The organism is Cognatazoarcus halotolerans, from assembly GCF_009800965.1.
Classification (GTDB): Bacteria; Pseudomonadota; Gammaproteobacteria; order Burkholderiales; family Rhodocyclaceae; genus Cognatazoarcus; species Cognatazoarcus halotolerans.
Genome location: NZ_WUAF01000036.1, coordinates 1 through 22,403, shown reverse-complemented (window position 1 = coordinate 22,403; position 22,403 = coordinate 1). Strand labels below are relative to the sequence as shown.

The following is a 22,403-nucleotide window of genomic DNA, read 5'->3' as shown; positions in this document are numbered from 1 at the left end:
GCGCCCTCCGATGTGCGATTCGGCACCTCGAATCGAATTGAAAAATCAAATCTCGCCCTGAAGTCGCCATGAAAATTACGCTGGGGTCCTTTGCCGGTGCGGAGTCCGGCACTTTTGCATCACCCTGTTAGGGCACCTGACCGTGCGCCGCGGTAACGTATCGTTCTGGGTCATGTTCAGAGATTGCAGAAAGTCAGCTCGAAATTGACATCGACATCGGTCTGCCGCGGACGCGAGACCGTCTCGGGCAGCATGAAGCGAATATTGAGCGCATATTTGTTTGCGCTGATCTCCGGCACGGCGGAAATTCCCCGTGCGATACGGACACGGATCATCTGCACGGTCCGGCCCGCCATCATCAACTGATACACACCACGTGGCGCCCGTTGCGCTTCCGGCCGGCCGCTCGCCCGAAGCAATCGAAGCACAATGGTCAGGCCATCACGGATCGGTACGATCGGGCCGAGCCAGTGTTCGAGATCGACACGACGCAATTCTGGATCCCTGTTCAGCCAGAAATGATACGAGGGAAGGTCGAATTCGCAGGCACCACCCGGAATCGCGGCACGGCTCTTGATCGCCATCAGCCACTCATTTTCGCGCAGATACTGGCCGATCTTTCCCGCCATCGCCAACAATGCGGCCGATGACTGTTCGATCTCGTAAAGGGCACCTGCAAGCGCCTCTTCCGAAATCTCCGGATTGTTGCGAAAGCTCAGCAGAATCTGCCGCTGGCGCTCGAGTTCCTGCACGAGGTCGACCTTGAGATCGGCTCTGCTCGCCACCTCCAGCACCTCAAAGGTCGCGAGGAGTGCACTGTGGTGGGCATGCGCTTCATCACTGTGGCTGAAATGGGCGATCCGACCGAACAAATCCTCCAGGCGGAGCAGCGTGCGAATGCGCTCATTCAGAGGATACTCGTAGGTAATCACCGTATCGGGCCCCGCATGGTTTGCCGCTTCAAGTGGCGCCGATGATAGCACACCCCCTGCCAGCCCCTGCTTCCACCGGACCGCAAACAATATTGCTCTGCAGCGGGGCTTTCAGCCCGATTTTGCAGCGAGCGCGAGATAAAGACGATGCAATGTTTCGACGCGGGACCGCAGGTCTGTGAGATCACCGCTGTTGTCTATGATGTCATCGGCAGCTGCACGGCGTGTCTCGCGACTGGCCTGTGCGGCCATGATCGAACGAATTCGGTCGCTGGACAGACCGCTGCGCCGGAGCACCCGCTCGATCTGGAGCTGTTCGGGTACATCGACCACGCAGATCCGATCACATCGCCCGACGTAACCTCCTGATTCGATCAGCAACGGCACGACAAGCACGACATAAGGCGCTTCGGCCAGCCCGCACTGCCGATCGCTCTCACGACGGATCATCGGATGGAGGATCCTCTCGAGCCGCTGCCGCTCCGAGGGATCCGCAAAAACCCTCTCACGCATGGCGACGCGATCCAACGCGCCGGTTTCCGAAATGGCTGCATTGCCAAAGGCATCACGCAGCGCTTCGATCGCACCACCGCCAGCTGCGGTCAATTGATGTGCAATCAGGTCAGTGTCTACCACTGCAGCCCCGAGTGCGGCAAATCCATCTGCGGCAGCACTCTTGCCGCTGCCTATGCCTCCGGTCAGCCCGACAACGAACGGCCTTCTCACGGCGTGCAACCAAGCTTGGTCGCGCCGGGATAGCGGCCACCGAACTCGCTGGCAAGGCTGCTGACAGTATCCCCCGGACCACGGATTTCGACGCGATGGGTTTCGCTGTTGCGTTCGGCTACGCGGGCACTTCGCACCCCCTGCGCCTGCAGGCGTGCGAGAAGCTGCCTGGCTGAAGTCTCGGTCTTGAAAACTCCGAGGGAAATGGCGTACTGGTGTGGCCCGGCTTCCTGAATGATGAACAGATCCTTGACGCCGAGGGCGCGCAGCTCGGTCACCTTGACCGCCGCAGCATCACGGCTTTCCTGCGAAGGCACGAAGACCCACCACCCATTGGGCGAGCCGACGCGCACATCGTCAATCTTGAGGCCGTTCGCTGCGCGCCGTGTCCGCTCGATCATGTCAGCGGCCTGCTCCGCACCGAGACCGGCAAATCGTACGCATGCCGGTGGCACGCTCACCTCGACCGCCTCCGACGGTGGTGAGACGGGTTGATCGGGCACACGATCAGACTCCTGCTCCGGAGCGGCAACGGGCGCCCCGACAGAAACAGCCCGGGTTGCGATCTCTGCAGAAGGTGCCGGTTCATTCGGCACAGGCTCGGCCAGCGGCGCACCAAGCACTATTTGCGCAGGCCGAAGCTGATTGGTCAGCCGCTCCGGTTCGCCACGTGGCCCGCTACCCCCGAGCCAGCCCTGCAGAAGCGCGAAGGCGAACAGGTTGACGAGCAGCAGGATGAAGAACAGCAATCGAACAAGGGGCATCGTGTATCCGGTCAGCCGAACCTGGGCAGATGAGCGAGAGAATCAAGCACCGCTGCGGCCGGATACTCGTAATCTTCCAGCCCTCCCGAGAAGTACCGTTCGTAGGCGCTCATGTCGAAATGGCCATGACCCGTAAGATTGAAGAGAATCGTTTTGCATTCACCGCTTTCACGACACACAAGCGCTTCGTCGATCGCAGCCCTGATCGCATGGCAGGACTCGGGGGCAGGAATGATTCCTTCACTGCGTGCGAACTGAACGCCGGCCTCGAAGGTGGCAAGTTGGGGCACCGCCACGGCCTCGAGCAGCTTTTCGTGATAAAGCTGCGATACCAACGGCGAATCACCGTGATAACGCAATCCGCCGGCATGAATTCCGGGAGGCATGAAATCATGTCCGAGGGTGTACATCTTCATGAGCGGCGTAAAACCGGACGCATCGCCAAAATCATAGGCATAGGCACCCTTGGTGAGCGTCGGACAGGAACTGGGTTCGACAGCTACGCAACGAAGATTCTTAGCCCTCGCGTCACCGGCAGCCTTGTCGGCAAGAAATGGAAAGGCCAAACCGCCGAAACTCGATCCTCCGCCACATGGGCCAAGTACCACATCGGGATAAAGCCCGATCTTGTCGAACTGTTTCTTTGCCTCGAGGCCGATGATGGTCTGGTGCAGCAGAACGTGATTGAGCACCGATCCAAGCGTGTAATTGGTATCCGCCCTGCCCGCCGCTTCTTCTACTGCTTCCGAAATCGCGATCCCCAACGACCCTTGATTCTCCGGATCGCGCTCGAGAATGGAACGGCCGGTGCCCGTCAAGTCAGTCGGGCTGGCGAAGACTTCCGCGCCCCAAGTCTGCATCATGAGGCGGCGATAGGGTTTTTGCTCGTAACTCACCTTGACCATGTAAACGCGCACATCGAGGCCGAACATCTGCCCGGCGAACGCGATCGACGAGCCCCATTGGCCGGCGCCCGTCTCGGTGGTCAGGCGCTTGATTCCCGCCTGCCGGTTGTAGAAGGCCTGCGGCACCGCCGAATTTGGCTTGTGAGAACCGGCGGGTGACACGCCTTCATACTTGTAGAAGATCCGTGCTGGGGTGCCGAGCGCCCGCTCCAGACGAACCGCACGCATGAGCGGACTCGGGCGCCATATCTTGTAGATCTCGCGGACCTCGTCCGGAATCGCAATCCAGCGCTCGGCCGACATTTCCTGTTCGAGAATCTGCCCCGGAAATATTGCCAGCATCTGCTCCGGCGTTGCGGGGTTCCCATCCGGGCCAAGCGGTGGCGCCGGCGGGTTTGGCAGATCGGCAACCACGTTGTACCAATGCGTCGGAATCTCATCCGCTTCAAGCACGATTCGTGTCGGCTCGCTCATCGACTTCCCCTCAGGCAAGACGCATGGCCTTTCAGCCACCCATCGTTAGAAGCGCAGATGTTAGCCCAAAGCGCTCAATCGCGGCATTGCCCGAGCTCAAGACCGATCTCCGCAAGGCCGTGCAGCACGAGATTGGGCTCGTGCCGACATGGTATCGACAACGCAGTCATTAGCAGTTCGGCGCTGCCTCCGCCCACCAGACAGATTGGGGCGGGGTGCATCTCGAGTTGCGGGAACATGCGCTCCACCGCCCCCACCTGGGCCTGCAGGCAACCACTGAAGATCGCATCGGCGGTACGCCTGGGCCGATCTGCATAACGGCCGTCAGCCAACGGGAGTTGCGCCGTGTTGCCAGCCAGCGCGGTGCGCATGAGATCGAAGCCGGGAAAAATCAGGCCGCCTAGAAACGCCCCTGTCTCGTCAAGCAGATCGACTGTGGTGGCAGTACCCGCCATCACAACGAGTGCGGCCCCCCGGTGCCGGGTTCTCGCCCCGATCAACGCGGCCCAGCGATCGGCACCCAGTTGCGAGGCTACCTCGTAGCTGTTCTGCACCCCGCACTGGCGGCGACATGCGACATTCCAGCGTGGCATGAAGCCATACGGCTTGAGGGCAGTGACAATGGATTCAGCAACCGCCGGGCCCGCGACGTTGACACCAATGACCGGGGTCCCAGATCGAAGGCGAGCGGCCCTGGTTTGCAGCTCGGACAGATCGCCGTAGTCGATCGCGCCCGACTCCACGATTGTCTGGCCGTCATGCAATGCCCATTTCAGGCGAGTGTTGCCGGCATCAAGCAGCAACATCACGGTGCAAGCCGTAACGAAATCTCACCGGAAAGGACCCTGCGCAATCCATCCGGCGTCTCTAGAAGCAGAGCACCGTCTTCGTCCACACCCGCGCAGACTCCGGATTGCGACCAGCCTTCGCCGGAAAGCAACACCGGCAAGTCGGCAAACGCGTTGCGTTGCATCCAGGCTCCACGGAGTGCTGCAAAGCCGGCGCTCGAATAGGTGTCCAGCAGCGTAGCGAGTTCGCTCAGCAACATTGCGAGCAGTGTGTTTCGATCCGGCAAGCCGGATAACACGCCGACCAGATCGGCCACTCCGCCCACCACATCGATCGCGGCATCCTGGGGCACGTGCAGATTGACACCGATGCCGATCACGGCCGAGGCGCGCTGACCCCGCCCCTGGACCAGTTCGATGAGGATTCCAGCGAGCTTCTGGCCGTTGACCAGCACGTCATTCGGCCACTTGAGCTGAACGCCTTCGCCCCCCAGTCGTTCGAGCGTTCTCGCCACCGCGAGGCCCGCGACCAGCGAGAGCCCCGCCGGCATGTGCGGGCCAGGCTCGAAGCTCCAGCGAAGAGAGAAGGTAAGGCTCCCCTCGTCCCACGACAACCAACTCCTGCCGCGACGGCCACGACCACCGGTCTGCCGCTCGCAGGCAAGCACCTGGATGCGCCCGAGCGGATCCGGGGCTGCTTCAACCAGCTCCGAATTGGTCGAGCCACACTCGTCGATCACCCGCACCTCGAAATACCGGGCACGATCTCCGAGTCCGGCAAGAATACGGGATGGATCGAGTGGCGCAAACTTGGGTGGCATGGGCGAGATGCACGATGATAGTGCTCGCATTATCCGCCATTCATCACCGCTTTGTCCGCCCGATGCGCGATGCAAACCGCCGCGGTTCACCGGGCCAACACCCGCAACCGATCAGCTCCCGCCACGGTCCTGCAATTCGGAGCCCGAATCGGCATCGATACCGAGTTCCTGAATCTTGCGCGTAATCGTGTTGCGCCCAAGGCCCAGCAGTTGGGCAGCCTCGACTCGCCGGTCGCCTGTTGCATGCATCGCCCTGCGGATCAGCACGCGCTCGAACTCTCTCAACAAGCGCTCGTGGACTTCGCCGGGAGATTCCGCGAGTAAGCGATCGGCTTCCGCGCCGAGCGCCTGCGTCCAGTTTCCCGGTCTCGGCGCGGTATCACCGGAATCCCGCATTTCGGGCGGAAGATCCGCCACATCGATCAACTGGCCAGGTGCCATGACAGTCAACCAATGACAGACGTTCTCGAGTTGGCGCACGTTACCCGGAAAAGTCTGGGCCTGCATGTGGTGCAGAGCGCCCTCGGTCAGCCGCTTTGGCTCGACCCCCAGTTCACGTGCACTTTTCTGCAGGAAATGCTTGACCAGCAACGCGACGTCCTCGCGCCGCTCCCTGAGCGGCGGCAAACGCAGACGAATCACGTTGAGTCGGTGAAAGAGATCTTCCCTGAACATGCCCTGTCGGACACGATCCTCAAGATTCTGGTGCGTCGCGGCAATGACTCTGACGTTTGCCTTGATCGGCTGATGCCCACCGACGCGATAGTAATGCCCATCGGAGAGCACACGCAGAAGACGGGTCTGGAGCTCCGGTGGCATGTCGCCGATTTCATCGAGAAACAATGTCCCACTTTCCGCCTGCTCGAAACGACCCCGTCGTTGGGCGGTCGCACCGGTAAAGGCGCCCCGCTCGTGCCCGAACAATTCCGACTCGAGCAGATCCCGGGGGATGGCCGCCGTGTTTATGGCGACGAATGGCGCATCGCGTCTCGGGCTGTGACGATGCAGTGCCCGGGCAACCAGTTCCTTTCCGCTGCCTGACTCGCCGGTAATCATCACCGTCGCATGGGACTGCGAAAGCCGGCCGATGGCCCGGAAAACCTCCTGCATCGACGGAGCCTGGCCAAGAATCTCCGGCGCGAGCGCCGATTCCTCTCCGACACCCTGCTCATCCGCGCCCTGCTCGATCGCACGGCGGACAAGGCTCACCGCCTGGTCGACATCAAAGGGTTTGGGAAGATATTCGAACGCTCCGCCCTGGAAGGCTGCCACTGCGCTGTCGAGATCCGAGTATGCCGTCATTATGATCACGGGCAACTGCGGGTGCGCGGCCTTCACCTCCTTGAGCAGCTCGAGCCCTGACTCCCCCGGCATACGAATGTCGGAAACCAACACCCTGGGCAACGTGTTGGTACGTTGCAACTCATCGAGGACGTCACGTGCCGACGCAAAACTCCTATGCTCTATCCCTTCCCTGGCAAGAGCTTTTTCAAGCACCCAGCGGATTGAACGATCGTCATCCACGATCCAGACTGCATTCATCATGAGTGTTCTTGGCCAGTTATTGCTCCCTATCGCTCAGGAAGCCAGAATCTCAAGTTATATGCACCACTATGGTGCATCGCGTTCGGTCCCGGCACCTACCGGCAGCAGTATCGAAAAGCAAGTGCGTCCAGGCCGGCTCTCCAGTTCGATCATGCCCTGATGCTGTTCGACGAAGGTCTGGGCAATCGACAGCCCCAGCCCACTGCCGCCGTCCCGTCCGGACACCAGTGGATAGAACAAGGTGTGTCGAATGGCTTCGGGAATTCCGGGACCGTTGTCGATCACTTGCAATTCCAATGCCAGCTTGTGACGCCGCTTTGCAAAAGTCTTCTGTCTGGCAATACGGGTCCGCAAGGTTATCTCGCCGTTTCCATCCATCGCCTGGGCGGCATTTCGAGCGATGTTCAGGATCGCCTGGATCAATTGCTCTCGATCACCCATGAGTAGGGGCAGACTGGTGTCGTAGTCGCGGCGTACCCGGACATCGGGGAATTCGGCCCTCACCAGACGCCGCACCCGCTCGAGCACATCGTGGGTATTGAGCAGGGTCGGCCGCATCATGGAGCGAGCGGAAAGCAATCTGTTCATCAGATCCTGCAGCCTGTCCGCTTCGGCGATGATGACTTCGGTATATTCGCGCAAAGCAGGATCCGAAAGCTCGCCCGCCAGTAACTGCGCCGAGCCGCGGATACCTCCCAGTGGATTCTTGATTTCGTGAGCGAGGTTGCGAATCAACTCACGATTTGCCTGTTGCTGCTGCAGCAATTGCTCTTCCCGCGCTACCCGAAGCTGAGCATCGATTGGACGAAACTCGAGCAGAAGTTGGCGGACGCCGTCCGCCTCGACCTGCGTGACGGTGCAATCAAGACGCAACAGTTCGCCACTGGGGCGCAACACCTGGAGATCGTGCCCCGTATAGCTCCAGTTGTTGTGCAAGGCGTTGGTAAGCGCCGGTTCAAGCTCTGCCGGATTTCCAAGTAGCTCCGCCAGAGGCGCTCCCGACAGTTTCCGGTAGCTGACCGCAAAGAGATTTTCCGCTCCCGGGTTGAGATAGCGGATACGGAACGCATCGTCGGCAAGCACCACTGCGGACGAGAGCAATTCCAGTCCAGCGTAGGCCTGGGCCGGATTGAGTCTGGATCGTTTCAAATCTGCCATATAGCGACCATTGAGCAAGATCCACGCCACCGCAAAGAGGTCACACCGCTACGCCGACGAAGTTTCCGTGGCCAGGCAGTCCAGGCGTCGTAGCGCACGCTCAACGCAGATTACCGATCTCTTTTCTGAGCGCCTCGATATTGCGTTCGTGCAGCGCTACCTTGTCCTTGAACGGCTGGATCCGGTCCAGTTTCTTCTGATAGTTGCGTTCGTCGCCAAGCCTTATCGACTCCTGTTCGTCGAGGTTCTTGCGCGCTTCGAGGAGCGATGCCTCTTCGGCTGCAAGCTCGTCCATGAGAATTCGACGGCGGCTGTCATCCCGCTCGCGCTGGGTATCCGGCGTCACACGAGGAAAGGAGGTTGCCGCTGCACCTGCCGGCGGGGCGGGCACGGACGACGTCTGCGGCCTGCCAGACGACGGAATCGATGAAACGGGCAGGTCACGGCTCAACGGTGTGCACCCCCGCGCCGAGGATCTGTCGTTCGTATAAGTTACCCGGCCCTGCGAATCCACGCATTTATAGATGTCGGCATGCGCCGCTGTCTGCCACATCATCGCAAAGACACTCGCGAGAACGAGTTTCTGCATCAATCGCCCCTCTCAACGCAAGGACACGAGTGTAGGAAGCCCTCACGACAAATGCAAACCGGTCGACCCGATTCAGCAATGAAAAAGGGACGGGCAAAAGCCCGTCCCTTTTAAAAACGTACCAAACCTGCTTGAAGCTTACAGGCTGTAATACAGATCGAACTCGACCGGATGGGTCGTCACGCGCAGACGATCGACTTCCTCGCTCTTGAGCGCGATGTAGGCGTCGAGGAAGTCATTCGAGAACACGCCACCACGGGTCAGGAACTCGCGATCCTTGTCGAGGTACTCAAGCGCCTGGTCAAGGCTGGTACACACGGTCGGGATCAGTGCATCCTCTTCCGGCGGCAGGTCGTAGAGGTTTTTGTCGGCCGGATCACCCGGATGAATCTTGTTCTGGATACCGTCCAGGCCAGCCATCATCAGTGCCGAGAAGCAGAGGTAGGGGTTGGCCAGGGGATCCGGGAAGCGCGCTTCGATACGACGACCTTTCGGATTCGCGGTGTAGGGGATACGGATCGAAGCCGAGCGGTTGCGGGCCGAGTAGGCCAGCTTGGTCGGCGCTTCGTAGTGCGGCACGAGGCGCTTGTAGGAGTTGGTTCCCGGATTGGTGATCGCGTTGAGCGCACGGGCATGCTTGATGATGCCGCCGATGTAGTACAGCGCCAGTTCGGAAAGGCCTGCGTAGCCATTACCCGCGAACAGGTTCTGGCCGTCTTTCCAGATGGACTGGTGAACGTGCATGCCGGAACCGTTGTCGCCAACGATCGGCTTGGGCATGAAGGTCGCGGTCTTGCCGTACTGATGCGACACGTTATGAACAATGTACTTGAGCACCTGGGTCCAGTCGGCACGCTGGGTCAGGGTGCTGAACTTGGTGCCGATTTCGCACTGGCCAGCGTTGGCCACTTCGTGGTGATGCACTTCAACCGGCACGCCGGCGGCTTCGAGCGCAAGACACATCGCAGCACGGATGTCGTTGAGGCTATCGACCGGCGGAACCGGGAAGTAGCCGCCCTTGACGCGCGGGCGGTGACCGGTGTTGCCACCTTCGAACTTGTCGGCGGTCGACCAGGCAGCCTCTTCGGAAAGGATCTTGCTGTAGACGCCCGACATGTCGACCGACCACTCGACGGAGTCGAAGATGAAGAATTCAGGCTCCGGGCCAAAGAACGCGGTGTCACCCACACCGGAACTCTTGAGATATGCCTCGGCACGCTTGGCGATCGAGCGCGGATCGCGGTCATAGCCCTTACCGTCGGACGGCTCGATCACGTCACAGGTCAGAACCAGTGTGGTTTCGTCGTAGAACGGATCGATATAGGCAGAGGAAGCCTCCGGCAGCAGGATCATGTCAGAAGCCTGGATACCCTTCCAGCCGGCGATCGACGAGCCGTCGAACGGGTGACCGTGTTCGAAGTGATCTTCTTCGAACGCGGAGATCGGCAGGCCGACGTGCTGCTCCTTGCCGCGGGTATCGGTAAACCGCAGGTCAACGAAGCGCACTTCGTTATCCTGGATCAGCTTCATTACATTTTCTACGGACATGCTCAACTCCTGGTTTTGGCTCGTTGATCAGCAATTAAGAACGAAAAATTCGTCGGACGAATCCTAGCACTTAGTGTGCCACAGCAAAAAAACCTCGGCGCGTCGCCATCACCCGGCTTGCGCACCAAAAAAGGGACGTCAAAATGCACCATTTAAGTGCATAAAAAACCCTAACGCACCACTAGCGTGCAACAGTGCCATGCAAGGTGATCTGGCGAAAAAACCGGACACGTCCCGGCCCCATAAGACATCCTGTTGCGCACGTTGCGCGATCATCCTCCTGAAGCCATTCGAACGGAAGATACAGTTCCGCTTCAACCTTGCTCCCGGGGTAATGCAGCCGGACCTGCATCGGCTGGGGCAATTCTTTCCCCAGCACGAGGCCAGGCTACGCAGCAGTTCGTCACGCTCAGGCAAGGTGCCCTGGCGGACCATATCCACGTCGTTCTCCACACCGACATCGACTGGCACATCCAGCACATCCGAATATGCCTTCCGCACGCGCGCCCGCACTGCCCAGGCAATGTGGCGCCCCTCCCAAACCGCAATACGCGGATTTGCTTGGACATGCGCGTCCACGCGCACCTGATGGGCCATCCTGCGGGTACGCAACGCGTGCAACCCCACTACCCCCGGCGTGGTCAAATTGGTCACCCGAAAACGCTCAAGTTATCGATTCGACGAGCCCACGCGCAGTCAGAGACAGTCGCAGCGTGCGGATCATTGCGATTTTCGCCGGTCATGGGCCAAGCGTTATACTCATGAGCCGCCATTCTAGCCGGACCCAAGCCATGGGAAAATTGAATGAACTCCTCTCGCTGGCGCACCGACGTGCCAGCGACCTGAATTTGCCTTACGCAGGGGCGCTGACGCCCGCTGAGGCCTTCGAGGTGTGGAAACTTGCACCCGGAGCCCAGCTGGTCGATGTTCGCACCCGGGCGGAATGGGATTGGGTCGGACGGGTACCTGAAGCGGTCGAGATCGAATGGCAGACCTATCCCGGTGGACAACCAAACCCGAACTTCCTGTCCGAACTCACGCATCAGGTCGACAGGGAAGCGCTCGTGCTGTTTCTTTGCCGCAGTGGCGGACGCTCTGACGGCGCGGCCCGTCGGGCGCTCGAGGCCGGTTACACCAATTGCTACAACGTCCTCGAAGGCTTCGAGGGCGACAAGGATGCCCGCGGGCAGCGCAACCATGCGGGGGGCTGGCGCCGCGCCGGGCTGCCCTGGATTCAGAGTTAGGTTCCATCGCCGGATCCGCGTCGAACGTTTTCGGCCGACGCGCCCGGGTCATTGCAAGAGGCCCTACAGATGCAAGTCGCCAACATCAGTTTCGATCGCTTCAACACCCTTCAGGACAAGGAGGCCGAAGAGCGTATCCGCATCGCACGCGCCAGACTGGGTGATCGCGCGGTACTGCTGTGCCACCACTATCAGCGCGCGGACGTCTATCAGTTCGCCGACCTCACGGGCGACTCGCTCAAGCTATCGAAACTCGCTGCCGAGACCGATGCAGAGTACATCGTCTTCTGTGGCGTCCACTTCATGGCGGAAGTCGCCGACATCATGTCCAAGCCGCACCAGATTGCGGTCTTGCCTGACCTCGCCGCCGGCTGCTCGATGGCCGACATGGCCAACCTCGCGAAGGTCGAACGCTGCTGGCGCGAACTCTCCGAGGTCCTGGACAAACCGGATGACGTCATCACCCCGGTGACCTACATCAACTCGGCGGCCGATCTCAAGGCATTCTGCGGCGAACACGGCGGCATCGTGTGCACGTCCACCAATGCACCGACGATTCTCGACTGGGCGTTTGCCCAGCGCGAGAAGGTCCTCTTCTTTCCGGACCAGCACCTCGGCCGCTGGACCGGTTACAAGAAGAACATTCCGCTCGACCAGATGGTCGTGTGGGATCCTGACCTCGAGTACGGCGGCCTCACCCACGAACAGATCCGCAACGCGAAGATCCTGCTCTGGAAAGGTCATTGCTCGGTGCATCAGATGTTCCAGGAAAGCCACATCCGCCGCTGGCGCATGCAATATCCTGACGGCATCGTCATTTCTCATCCGGAAAGCAATCTCGACGTATGCATCAATTCGGATTTCGTCGGCTCGACCGAGTACATCATCAATACCATCAAGGCCGGCGCACCCGGCACACGCTGGCTGGTAGGTACCGAACTCAACCTTGTAAATAGGCTTGCCGAAGAGGTCAAGCCTGAGGGCAAGATCGTCCAGTTCATGGCACCGACGGTGTGCATGTGCTCGACCATGCAACGCATCGACCCGCAACACCTTGCCTGGACGCTGGAAAACCTGGCCGAGGGAAATGTCGTCAATCGCATCTCGGTTCCGCCCCACGAAGCGGAGCAGGCAAAGATCGCGCTTGAACGCATGCTCGCCATTTCCTGAACTGGAGCACGCGCTCCGCGCAAAGCCGCCACGTGCGGCTTTTTCAAACGCGAATGAAAGCCGCGATTTCAGGATCACGCCGCAACTCGGCGAGATCCTCTTCCGCGGGCAAACGGGGCCGGTCCCTCTTCGCATTGACCAGGCACAGGAAGCCGAGGGAAACCTCCTCGTCAGCACGGAACTGATGCCACGTATCCGCGGGAATGCTGACGAGATCGTGTGGAGCAACAGCATATAGGCTGCCCCCCACCAGACACATGCCGCGCCCTTCGAGGATCATCACGGCATGCACATGCTGATGCCGCTCGAGCGTCGAATGCCCGCCCGGAGCCACCTCGAAGTAGCGCCACTCAGCGGCAAGCGCCGGATCGCGAAACAGCACCTGTCGGGTGACATCGCGAAACGGCGCGCTGCCCGGCTGTTTGTAATCGTGCACCTCGACCTCTGCCCAATGCCCGGGACCGAGCGCCTTGCGAACATACGGCGCGCTCACGACCCTGTCGCCTTGACGCCAAGTGAGAAGGATCTCGCAGCCACTTCGACTCCTTCTGCCGCACCGAGAAGCGCACCGCCGATCAGCAGCATCACATCAGAGCCGTAAAAGTCCACCATTTCGCCCACACGCGCCGGCGTCATCCCCCCGGCAGGCACCGGCATCGCCGGCTTGAACCTCCCCCAGGGCTGTCGTGCCGCCTTGGCAAGGGCCTTGCAGCATGCTGGCGAATAGCTGAAACGGCCACCGTGATTGGGAAAGATCACCGCGTCGGCACCACACAGTCTAAAGAGTCTGCCGATCAGGGTCTGCGGCGCAATGCGTGCTGCGCCGGCCATCGCAGGATGGGCAAGAATCGGCACCGATCGTGGCAAGGACGCGAGGTACTGCAGGGTCGACAAGCCCGAGATCATGGGTGCAAGCATCATCATCTCGACGCCCTCATCGCGGGCAAGCTGCCAACGCGCCCGCACCGCCTCCGGCCCCCCGGTCAAGCTTGGCACATACAGCGTATTGCCTCCGGTATCGCGGTTTGCCTTTGCAACAGCCGCCTGTACCGCCGGAACGCGCTCGGCAAAAGGCGAAAAGTCCTGATTTGCGAGTCCGTGATCGTCCTTGATGATGTCCACGCCGCCACGCGCCAGCTCGCCCGCCAGCGCCGCAAGCTCTGCGGGTGCAAGGCCCTGAGGTTTGAGCGCACTGCAGGTGAGCGGTCTTTCGACTGCCCCGACAAGCTCTCTTAGCCCCTCGATGCCAAAGCGGGGACCTCCAAATCCGCAAAGCGCGTCTGGGTCCGCCTCGAAATCCAGCAAGCTCACCTCTGCCTGCAGCGATGTGTTGCCGAACAGCATGTTGAGGAGCTGGCCTGCATCGAGACCGGTGGTCGCGAGCGAAAGTCCGATCGTCACCCGATAGGCCGATGGTTCGATCGGCTCGATTGCCGTCACCTCACCGATCACCTCATCCCTCACACGCTGGCTGCGTACCGCGGCCGGAGGCATCTCGATACTCTGCTCGACCGCAATCGCCTGCGCCCGCGCGTCGACTTCGGAAGCGTCGCATTCGATCCGGTAGGTAACGTGTAAATCCTTCATTCGCATCTCTGGCATTACAATGAACGCTCTTCGGTGAGCACTCGAGGGCAGTCGATCCTGCATGAAGCCACTTCGAATCTGCACCTACAACATCCACAAGGGATTCTCACAGTTCAACCGCCGCATGGTAATTCATGAACTGCGAGATCGTCTGCGCACCCTCGACGCTGACATCGTGTTCCTGCAGGAGGTCCAGGGGCTGCACGTCGGTCATGCCCAGCGGCACACCGATTGGCCGCCGCAACCGCAGCACCACTTCCTCGCGGAAGGCGGCTGGCTGCAAACGGCTTACGGCGGCAATGCCATCTATGATCACGGCCACCACGGGAACGCCGTTCTGAGTCGCTTCCCGATCCTCTCGAGCACGAACCAGGACGTCTCCGACCACCGTTTCGAGCGGCGTGGACTGCTCCATTGCGAGATCGAGCTTCCCGGCTCTACGCTCAATGCACACTGTGTGTGCGTTCACCTTGGCCTCTTCGCGGGCAGCCGCCGCAGGCAGATGGACGCCCTCGCCTCGCGCATGGAGATGCTCGCGCCGGGCGACTCTCCACTGATCATCGCCGGCGATTTCAACGACTGGCGTAACCATGCCGACGATTTTCTGGCTGCCCGCCTGGGTCTTCAGGAAGTCTTCTGCGGAGACCGCGGACGCCCCGCCCGCAGCTACCCAAGCACCTTGCCGCTCTTCCGCCTGGACCGGATTTACGTCAGGGGTTTCAATGTCAGGGCCTCACAATCGCACTTCGGAGGTCCCTGGTCGAAGATATCGGACCACGCGGCACTGACCGCGGAGCTGCTACCCCGGACCTGACGCGGCCCGGCTCAACGCGACAGCTCCCAAGCAAACAGCCTCATCAACGCGGGTCGCTTGCCGGCCGCGGCGGCATCGGTGGGCGGCGTGACGAGATTACCCCGGTATTCACGCCAAACCATCCCAAACCACCAAACAGGCGCGCGTATTCGATCTTGACGCATCGGTCCATGACCACCCGCAGACCCGCCGATTCGGCCTTGCTCTCCGCCTCCGGATTCACCACGCCAAGTTGCAGCCACAGCGTGCGCGCACCGATTGCAATCGCATCGTCAACCAGCGGGGGGATATCCTCGGCCTTGCGAAAGCAATCGACCATGTCCACCTTCACCGGAATATCGCGCAGGCTCGGGTAGCACTTCTCGCCGAGTACCTCCTCATAGGCGGGGTTCACCGGGATTATTCTGTAGCCGCGCTCCTGCATGTACTTTGCGGCGAAATAGCTGGGCCTGAACCAGTTGGCAGACAAGCCGACAACGGCGATGACCCTGTCTTCGGCCAGTACCCGCCGCAAGCCGTCTATATCATCGATCATCACACATACTCCCTTTGCTCACCCGGTGCCAGCCCGGTCCGCTGCCGGGGCACCAGGCGTCTATTCCAGTTCTCAATCGCCCATTGCCGGATAGTAGCAACTCCTGCGCGGGCGAGTTCCGGCGGCGGGCACTGGCCCAGAAACGCGAGGCACCTGAACATGACGTCCGCGGGCGGCAATGTATCGACCGCGGCAGCGAGCGTCTGCTTGGAGAGCTTTTCGCCCGCCGCGTTGACCACCACGGGAAAATGCATGTATTGCGGCGTCGGGAATCCGAGGGCGCGCTGCAGCAGGATCTGCCGACAGGTGGAATCAATCAGGTCCGCCCCCCTCGCCACGTGCGTGACACCGGCATCGGCATCATCGACCACGACCGCAAGCTGATAGGCAAACAGTCCGTCTGCGCGAAACAGAACGAAATCACCGACATCCGCATCGACATCCTCGCAGATCCGGCCCTGCAGGGAATCATCGAAGCAGACTTCCCCGGGTGTGGCACGAAAGCGCCACGCCCGGGCTGCACGTCCCGGCGGCAGGCCATTGCGGCAGGTACCAGGGTAACGATGGCTGCCGTCTCTCGCCAGCACCGAATCGGCGATTTCGCGCCGAGAACATGCACAGGCAAAGACCCGGGCGCCCTCCTTGAGCCGCGACAGGGCGGCCGCATAAGCCTGTTCGCGATCGCGCTGGCACACCACCGCGCCGTCCCACTCGAGCCCGAAGGTCTCCAGCGTTCGAAAAATCGCGTCTTCTGCACCTGGCACGACCCGCGGCCGGTCGACATCCTCGATGCGCAACAACCACTGCCCGCGGTAATGCCGCGCATCGAGATAGCTGCCCAGCGCCGCGACCATCGAGCCGAAATGCAGCGGCCCGCTTGGTGACGGCGCGAAGCGTCCGATATAGGTGCCGTGCTTGCTCATAAGCGCATGTTAACAGGGACGGGGTGAGGCGAGCATGCACCGGTCACGTGCAGCGGCGTAGCCGCCAGACGCTCCAGACCTGCGCGTCGGCACAGGCCGGGAAATCCATCGCGGGAGCGCGGACGCTGGCGTCCCGCATGCGCGATCCCGTAAAATGCCGTAGTCATTTTTCGAACCGGGCCGATGCTCTCCTCGCACACCATCCTTGCCTCCAGCCTCTCCCAGCACGCGCGCCTGATCCGGATCGAAACTTCATCTCCCGATGTTGCCCTGGTGGTCGAACGCTTTACCGGCCGCGAAGCGATCAACGAGCTGTTCCGCTTCGAGGTAGACTGCCTGTCGGATAACGCCCACCTTGAGCTCGATCCGCTGCTGGGCGAGGAAATCACCCTGCGACTCACGCAGGCAGACGGCAGCCTCCGTCACTGGCACGGCCATGTCACCGAGGCCATGAGTCTGGGCGCCGACGGCGGTCTCGCCCGCTACCGACTGATCATCGAGCCGTGGCTTGCGTTCTGTACCCTGCGGCGAGACTGCTTCCAGTTTCAGGGCAGGGACGTGCTGGGCGTTGCCGAAGCCCTCTTCGCCGATTACCCGATGGCCGACTGGCGCGCCGAGATCACCCAGACACTCAGGAGCTACAGCCGCATCACCCAATATCGCGAAACCGATTTCGATTTCCTGCGTCGCCTGCTCAGCGAGGAAGGCCTGTCTTTCCGCTTCGAGCACGACCAGGTCGCCGTGGCTGGCGACGACGCGACCCGCGCCCGCCACACACTGGTGATCTTCGACCGGGACGCAGAGCCCCCCGCCTGCGGGCAGGAAGCCATCCGCTTCCATCGCAACGACAGCCCCGAGCGCGAAGACAGCATCAGCGTGCTGCATGACATCCACCAGATAGTGCCCAACGCGGTCACACGCAGCAGTTGGGACTACAAAAAGCTCATTGCCACCGGCGCCCGGGCGGCCAGCCAATCAACTACCGACATGCTGCCGCAACTGGAGATCCACGAGGCCGCGAGCGCCTACCGATTCGAGGATAGCGCGGCCGCGCAACTCCGCGCCGATCTTATGCTGGCGGCCCTGGAATCCGCGCAGCACCGCCTGCATGGTGAAGGCGCCGCGCGTCAGATGGCCGCAGGCACCCGCTTCATGCTCACGCAACACGACGGCCATCGAGGCGAGGACGCCCATCTCCGCCTACTTAGCGTGGAACACCATGCGGCGAATAATCTGAGTGCCGCAGCAGCTCAACTGCTCGAGCGCACGGAACTGGAACGAGGCACCTATCGCAACCGATTCGTAGCCCAGCGCCTAGCCGCCCCGCTAGTCCCCCTGCCGCTCCCGCGTCCGCGCGTCGGCCAGCAGACAGCATTGGTTGTCGGTCACCCAGCTACCGCAGTCACCACCGACCGCGAGCATCGCGTGAAGATCCAATACCCCTGGCAGCGTGGCACGGCCGCCAACCGGGGTGGGCTCACGGACACCGGCGCGGCTGACGACAAAGGCAACGCACCAGGCGATAACGCATCGGGAACCTGGGTCCGGGTGGCCGAATGGCTCGCCGGCCCCAACTGGGGCAGCCATGCCTTGCCGCGCATCGGCACCGAAGTGCTTATCGACTTCACGGACGGCGACATCGACCGCCCCCTCATCATCGGCCAGCTCTACAACGGCGAAGACCTGCCGCCGTTCTCCGCCGGCATCGAATCAAACGCCAACCACCCCGGCACCGTCTCCGGCTGGCACAGCCACAACCACGAAGGCAGAGGCACTGGCACCAACCAGTGGCTCACCGACGACGCCCCCGGCCAACTGCGCACTCGCCTGGCCACCAGTGAAACCGAGGCCCAGCTCGGCTTGGGCCACCTCATCGACCAGCCCCTGAACACCGCCACCCGCGGCCCCTGGCGCGGCACCGGCTTCGAACTGCGAACCGACGGCTGGCTCGCCGTGCGGGCCGGCGAAGGCATCCTCATCAGCAGCACCACCCGCCAGAACGCCACCGGCACGCAAATGAACGTAAGTGAAGCGGTCGGCCAGCTCCGTGCCGCCGAACGAACCGCCCAGGCACTCAGTGAAGCTGCCACCGCCCAGGGGGCCAGAGCGCTCAACACCGACAAACGACAGACCGAATTCATCGACGGCATCGACCCACAAAAGGACGGCAAATACGAAGGCAGCGTCGGAGGCCAGGAGGCAAGGAAAGCCGCCGCCAACAGCAGAACCCTGGGCGCACCCACCGAGCGCTTCTCCAAACCCTATATCGTCACCGAAGGGCCGGACGACATTGGACTCTCCACCCCGGCCAGCACCGTGCTGTTCGCCGGCCAGCATCTTCACGCCACCGTGCAGGAAGACCTGCACATCGCCAGCGCCCATACCGTCAGCTCCGCCGTCGGCACGGCTGCCAGCCTGTTGACCCACGGCGGAGGCATCAAATCCATCGCCGCCGCCGGCAGCCACACGATTCAGGCGCACACCGACGAGATGGAGATCCTCGCTGACGATTCGGTGACCATCACCAGCAGCAACGACGAGATCCACATCAGCGCCAAGGACACCATCGTGCTCAGGGCAGGACAGAGCTCTGTGACGCTCAGGGGTGGGGATATCACCTTTGCCTGTCCGGGGACGTTCTCGGTCAAGGGGAGTGGGAATGCGTTTGAGGGGCCGGGGAGTGTTCCTGTGGTACCGGAACACCTGCCCCATGAGTCTGCGATACCACCCGAAATGCTCTGCGTGCGTGTCCAGACCCAGTACGGCCACCAATCTTTGGCCGGAAAACCCTATCAACTGAAGATCGGCGGCCAGACGTTCAACGGCACGCTCGGGTCAGACGGCTCGATCTCTGCGGACATGGCGTGCCCTGCGAAGAAGGGGACGCTCACAGTGTGGCCGTATGGCTTGGAAAACGAGCCGTGGATATGGACTCTCGACGTCAAACAGCAAGTCAAGACCAATGATGTTAAAGGCATCCAGTCTCGCCTGAAAAATCTCGGCTTCTATACCGCCTCTGTCGATGGGCAGTACGGGCCGAAAACGCGTGCGGCGTTGCGACGTTTCCAGTCATCGAGGAACGTCTCCGCAACTTCCAACATGACATCCAGCACCCTTTCACTCCTCGGCAATCAGCACGACATCTGACCCCAGCGATCTCTGAACCTCGCCTCACCTGATTTTGGATTGGCATGATCTACGGCAACTACTCGCTAAAACGCAATGACAATGACGGCAATCCCGCAGCCAACCAGCCGCCGACATGGGGCGGTACGATCGCGACCCCAGTGCCACTGTCGGCTCAGACACCACAAAATCAAGGCGGAGCGACGCTGGCAATTCCCCAACATGTTCACCAGCTTCAAGAAGACCTTCGAGAGCTTGGTTTCTTCATGATCCAGGTGGTCGATGGCGACTTCGGGAGATACACCGAATGGGCCGTCAGAGAGTTCCAGATATACGCTGGCATGCTGCATGTGGCTGGACTGAACCGTAACGAACTGGCCACCCTTACCAACGATCCCAACGCAGGTGAAACAGCACCCGAGGTCGCAGCGTTAGGTCAAGTACCTAATCAGACGCCGCCGATGACCTATTACGTCGCGACATTAGAACAAAGAACTAACAGCGCACCATATACAGGACCAATTAGTGGCGTGGTAAACCAAGAAACCAGGGGTGCCATTGAACATTGGCTAGCCAACAATTATAGATGTCCTGTTGTCATTGAGGCATGGAGAGTTTCCGGAAACAATAGATCTACGCTCTATAGCGATGGATGCAACATATGGAGGCTTGATCAGGCAGCTTCAACAACTCCGAGGGTATTTTTTAGGGATTTTACGTCTTACTATCAATATCCAACAACGAGGAATCAATCGGAATACCACGTCCTTGGCACCTACATGACTAATGTATCGACCTCCGGGCCATTGAGCAAGGTTCCGAAACACACTTGGAATGAAGCCGAGCTTCTCCCCGAAAGACTAATAGGTGCCTCCTGCACGATTCAAGCACTTTCAATCTCCCCGAATTCACCTACAACTTCTACTTTTCGCGTTGTACGCGCTGTGTCGGAAGTTGAATGCATGGGAAACTTCGACTGCGTCAATGCTTATGACGCAGCGCTCGTATCTGTCGGACCTTGCCATTGGACTCTTGGGCTCTACCCAAGCGGAGGATACGACGATGCAGAGCTTCCTGCGTTCTTAGCCTATTTTTTACGCAAAAGCGAGACGGGCTATCGTACTGCTTTCGGAAATTTCGGCCTCTTCCCCGCCCAAACATGGCAAGGAGTCAGCTCACCAAGCCATTGGGTTCAACAGCAGAGAAAGTATGTCGGATGGATTCGTGCGCACAATGATGTAGTTTCGCCAACCCTGTCGCCTCCACCAATCTCCTCAATGGATCTGGTCGATCGCTCCCCAAATGAAGCTGACTATTATAAGACTTGGCATTGGTTCTTCCGCTACGTAATGGCAGGAAGAACGAACCGGGACTACTGGAGTAGCATTTGGGGAATGGTTAGAATTCGCTTAAGGGACATCCGAAGCCGGACAACGAGCATTACTGAAGGATCTGTGACGATTAGCGCTACAATAGGCGAAATTCTCACATCCGAGAAATCAAATGCGCTAATCCTTAGATGGCACATCTTTGCACCATCTCACGTCTCCACATCGTCACGGCTAGACTCAGCGATTGCTTCTGCAATTTCGAGTAACCCACACCTCCCTTGGAGCAGCCCTACCTCTCAATGGACGGACCAGATTGAGGCGGCACTGACGGCGGCAATATTAAGTGAATCACTTGCGGTAAATAACACACACGCACAAGTTGCTGATTGGCCAAACTATCCTTATCGAGCAAATCGTGGCTACACTCTCAATAACCAACTTGGCCAACTTAGAACAAAAAGAAACTCTTTCAGTTTAGATTTAACAAACATCTAACCATGAAAAATATTCTCAGAATTATCTTGGCGCAGCTATTAATAACCGCATGCAACACATTGCCCCCGCTCCATGCACAGCCACAGCCACAGCCACAGCCACAGCCACAGCCACAGCCACAGCCACAGCCACAGCCACAGCCACAGCCACAGCCACAGCCACAGCCACAAAATAGTTCCATTTGCTCACCAAACGACGAATTGTTTTCTATTCGAAAGCATGTCGACGAATCGGTAACAATATGCGGGCCCGAAGATTCTGAGGAGTGCCACAATGACCACTATCTTCCAGCGTACGAATATGGGCAGCCGGATCTCAATGGAGACGGAGGATCCGATTTTATTATTCGTCGCTTCGATGGAATGTCTGGCGACAGCGACAGCTTGAGCTACTTCGTCATCTTCGTTGCGTGCTCCCCAGAGTTTTATAGGCGGATTCATTGGAGCGCATATACGTCTATAAATATAGAGCCGGGAGAATACGAAAATGGCTTTGCCGTCATCAAGGTTATACGAGAGTGTTTTTCCATGAAGACAAACTCTGAGCAACGGAGAGAATATGATATTGGATACAATATTAAATCTCGCGAGTATGGCCCACCAGCAGGCGATTCGCGACTTTCGAATTACTGCTCGGATTATGAAATGTCCTTGCCGTGGAAGCCAGCAACTGCGAAACCCATGCCAAGCCATCTCTAGCAGGTTGATGCAAAACCCAGTGAACGAACGGCCCTGGCAAATGTCATAGCCTGGTCTTCCGAACCCTTGTCCTGACAGCGATGCGTGGCCAACTTGATCCCCAGTCCTCGATGTTCCATTACTTCTCGGCGGAATCCCGCGTGCCGACAGATCATCCGCTACGCGGGGTCAAGAAACTGGCCGAGCGAGCACTTGGCGCGATTTCTTCTGAACTCGATGCGCTCTATTCG

At 60.1% G+C, this 22,403-nt stretch carries 21 protein-coding genes and 1 pseudogene; 6 read left to right on the top strand and 16 right to left on the bottom strand.

All coding sequences use genetic code 11. The features are described from left to right. Window positions 1-176: 176 nt before the first annotated feature. From zapD to GQB03_RS23595, 11 genes are all read right to left on the bottom strand, one after another. Window positions 177-932 (bottom strand): cell division protein ZapD, encoded by a 756-nt coding sequence (gene zapD, locus GQB03_RS22410; RefSeq protein ID WP_159694005.1) that lies wholly within the window; start codon window positions 930-932, stop codon window positions 177-179. A gap of 111 nt (window positions 933-1,043) precedes the next feature. After that, window positions 1,044-1,658 (bottom strand): dephospho-CoA kinase, encoded by a 615-nt coding sequence (gene coaE / locus GQB03_RS22405; RefSeq protein WP_200832393.1) that lies wholly within the window; start codon window positions 1,656-1,658, stop codon window positions 1,044-1,046. After that, window positions 1,655-2,422: an SPOR domain-containing protein gene (locus tag GQB03_RS22400; protein ID WP_159693997.1), complete on the bottom strand. Its 768-nt coding sequence runs from the start codon at window positions 2,420-2,422 to the stop codon at window positions 1,655-1,657. Before GQB03_RS22400 ends, coaE begins: the two co-directional genes overlap by 4 nt. Before the next feature lie 11 nt (window positions 2,423-2,433). Then, window positions 2,434-3,801, bottom strand: a complete 1,368-nt coding sequence (locus GQB03_RS22395) for a TrpB-like pyridoxal phosphate-dependent enzyme (protein ID WP_159693995.1) — start codon at window positions 3,799-3,801, stop codon at window positions 2,434-2,436. Window positions 3,802-3,875: 74 nt separating this feature from the next. After that, entirely contained in the window at window positions 3,876-4,607 is a 732-nt protein-coding gene (locus GQB03_RS22390; protein ID WP_235027182.1) for a type III pantothenate kinase, read from the bottom strand. Continuing rightward, on the bottom strand, window positions 4,607-5,410 hold the full coding sequence (locus GQB03_RS22385) for a biotin--[acetyl-CoA-carboxylase] ligase (protein ID WP_159693991.1): 804 nt from the start codon (window positions 5,408-5,410) through the stop codon (window positions 4,607-4,609). Before GQB03_RS22385 ends, GQB03_RS22390 begins: the two co-directional genes overlap by 1 nt. A gap of 111 nt (window positions 5,411-5,521) precedes the next feature. After that, window positions 5,522-6,952: a nitrogen regulation protein NR(I) gene (gene ntrC, locus GQB03_RS22380; RefSeq protein WP_159694003.1), complete on the bottom strand. Its 1,431-nt coding sequence runs from the start codon at window positions 6,950-6,952 to the stop codon at window positions 5,522-5,524. 69 nt (window positions 6,953-7,021) lie between these two features. Next, window positions 7,022-8,113 carry a nitrogen regulation protein NR(II) gene (gene glnL / locus GQB03_RS22375; RefSeq protein WP_159693989.1) on the bottom strand — a complete coding sequence of 364 codons (1,092 nt, stop codon included), beginning with the start codon at window positions 8,111-8,113 and terminating at the stop codon, window positions 7,022-7,024. 100 nt (window positions 8,114-8,213) lie between these two features. Continuing rightward, complete coding sequence (locus GQB03_RS22370; protein ID WP_159693987.1) at window positions 8,214-8,702, bottom strand: DUF4124 domain-containing protein; 489 nt, start codon at window positions 8,700-8,702, stop codon at window positions 8,214-8,216. A gap of 138 nt (window positions 8,703-8,840) precedes the next feature. Beyond that, window positions 8,841-10,250 carry a type I glutamate--ammonia ligase gene (gene glnA, locus GQB03_RS22365; RefSeq protein WP_159693985.1) on the bottom strand — a complete coding sequence of 470 codons (1,410 nt, stop codon included), beginning with the start codon at window positions 10,248-10,250 and terminating at the stop codon, window positions 8,841-8,843. Window positions 10,251-10,388: 138 nt separating this feature from the next. Further along, the gene (locus tag GQB03_RS23595; RefSeq protein WP_159693983.1) at window positions 10,389-10,904 is read right to left on the bottom strand and encodes a cation transporter dimerization domain-containing protein; all 516 of its coding nucleotides are present in this window, start codon (window positions 10,902-10,904) and stop codon (window positions 10,389-10,391) included. 137 nt (window positions 10,905-11,041) lie between these two features. Between GQB03_RS23595 and GQB03_RS22355 the strand changes: the two genes are divergently transcribed. Both GQB03_RS22355 and nadA read left to right on the top strand, forming a co-directional pair. Beyond that, the gene (locus GQB03_RS22355) at window positions 11,042-11,494 is read left to right on the top strand and encodes a rhodanese-like domain-containing protein (protein ID WP_159693981.1); all 453 of its coding nucleotides are present in this window, start codon (window positions 11,042-11,044) and stop codon (window positions 11,492-11,494) included. A 69-nt stretch (window positions 11,495-11,563) separates the two neighbouring features. Further along, window positions 11,564-12,664 carry a quinolinate synthase NadA gene (gene nadA, locus GQB03_RS22350; RefSeq protein WP_159693979.1) on the top strand — a complete coding sequence of 367 codons (1,101 nt, stop codon included), beginning with the start codon at window positions 11,564-11,566 and terminating at the stop codon, window positions 12,662-12,664. A gap of 43 nt (window positions 12,665-12,707) precedes the next feature. Here nadA and GQB03_RS22345 read toward each other — a convergent pair whose 3' ends face one another. Both GQB03_RS22345 and GQB03_RS22340 read right to left on the bottom strand, forming a co-directional pair. After that, on the bottom strand, window positions 12,708-13,157 hold the full coding sequence (locus tag GQB03_RS22345) for a cupin domain-containing protein (protein ID WP_159693977.1): 450 nt from the start codon (window positions 13,155-13,157) through the stop codon (window positions 12,708-12,710). Beyond that, on the bottom strand, window positions 13,154-14,251 hold the full coding sequence (locus GQB03_RS22340) for a RuBisCO large subunit C-terminal-like domain-containing protein (protein WP_159693975.1): 1,098 nt from the start codon (window positions 14,249-14,251) through the stop codon (window positions 13,154-13,156). Before GQB03_RS22340 ends, GQB03_RS22345 begins: the two co-directional genes overlap by 4 nt. Window positions 14,252-14,312: 61 nt before the next feature. Between GQB03_RS22340 and GQB03_RS22335 the strand changes: the two genes are divergently transcribed. Then, window positions 14,313-15,065 (top strand): endonuclease/exonuclease/phosphatase family protein, encoded by a 753-nt coding sequence (locus GQB03_RS22335; protein ID WP_159693973.1) that lies wholly within the window; start codon window positions 14,313-14,315, stop codon window positions 15,063-15,065. Window positions 15,066-15,108: 43 nt separating this feature from the next. Here GQB03_RS22335 and GQB03_RS22330 read toward each other — a convergent pair whose 3' ends face one another. Then, window positions 15,109-15,600 (bottom strand): CoA-binding protein, encoded by a 492-nt coding sequence (locus tag GQB03_RS22330; RefSeq protein ID WP_456064413.1) that lies wholly within the window; start codon window positions 15,598-15,600, stop codon window positions 15,109-15,111. Continuing rightward, on the bottom strand, window positions 15,600-16,523 hold the full coding sequence (gene gluQRS / locus GQB03_RS22325) for a tRNA glutamyl-Q(34) synthetase GluQRS (RefSeq protein ID WP_159693971.1): 924 nt from the start codon (window positions 16,521-16,523) through the stop codon (window positions 15,600-15,602). The genes GQB03_RS22330 and gluQRS overlap by 1 nt, the downstream gene beginning before the upstream one ends. Window positions 16,524-16,706: 183 nt before the next feature. On the opposite strand from gluQRS, the gene tssI reads away from it, so the two are divergent. Further along, entirely contained in the window at window positions 16,707-19,670 is a 2,964-nt protein-coding gene (tssI, locus tag GQB03_RS22320) for a type VI secretion system tip protein TssI/VgrG (protein WP_159693969.1), read from the top strand. A 44-nt stretch (window positions 19,671-19,714) separates the two neighbouring features. Beyond that, on the top strand, window positions 19,715-21,475 hold the full coding sequence (locus GQB03_RS22315) for a peptidoglycan-binding domain-containing protein (RefSeq protein WP_159693967.1): 1,761 nt from the start codon (window positions 19,715-19,717) through the stop codon (window positions 21,473-21,475). A 38-nt stretch (window positions 21,476-21,513) separates the two neighbouring features. On the opposite strand, the gene GQB03_RS23460 is transcribed toward GQB03_RS22315, so the two are convergent. Next, window positions 21,514-21,645 (bottom strand): hypothetical protein, encoded by a 132-nt coding sequence (locus GQB03_RS23460; RefSeq protein WP_268817582.1) that lies wholly within the window; start codon window positions 21,643-21,645, stop codon window positions 21,514-21,516. A 608-nt stretch (window positions 21,646-22,253) separates the two neighbouring features. Between GQB03_RS23460 and GQB03_RS22305 the strand changes: the two are divergent. After that, a pseudogene (locus GQB03_RS22305) lies at window positions 22,254-22,403 on the top strand (IS5/IS1182 family transposase); the annotation flags it as partial.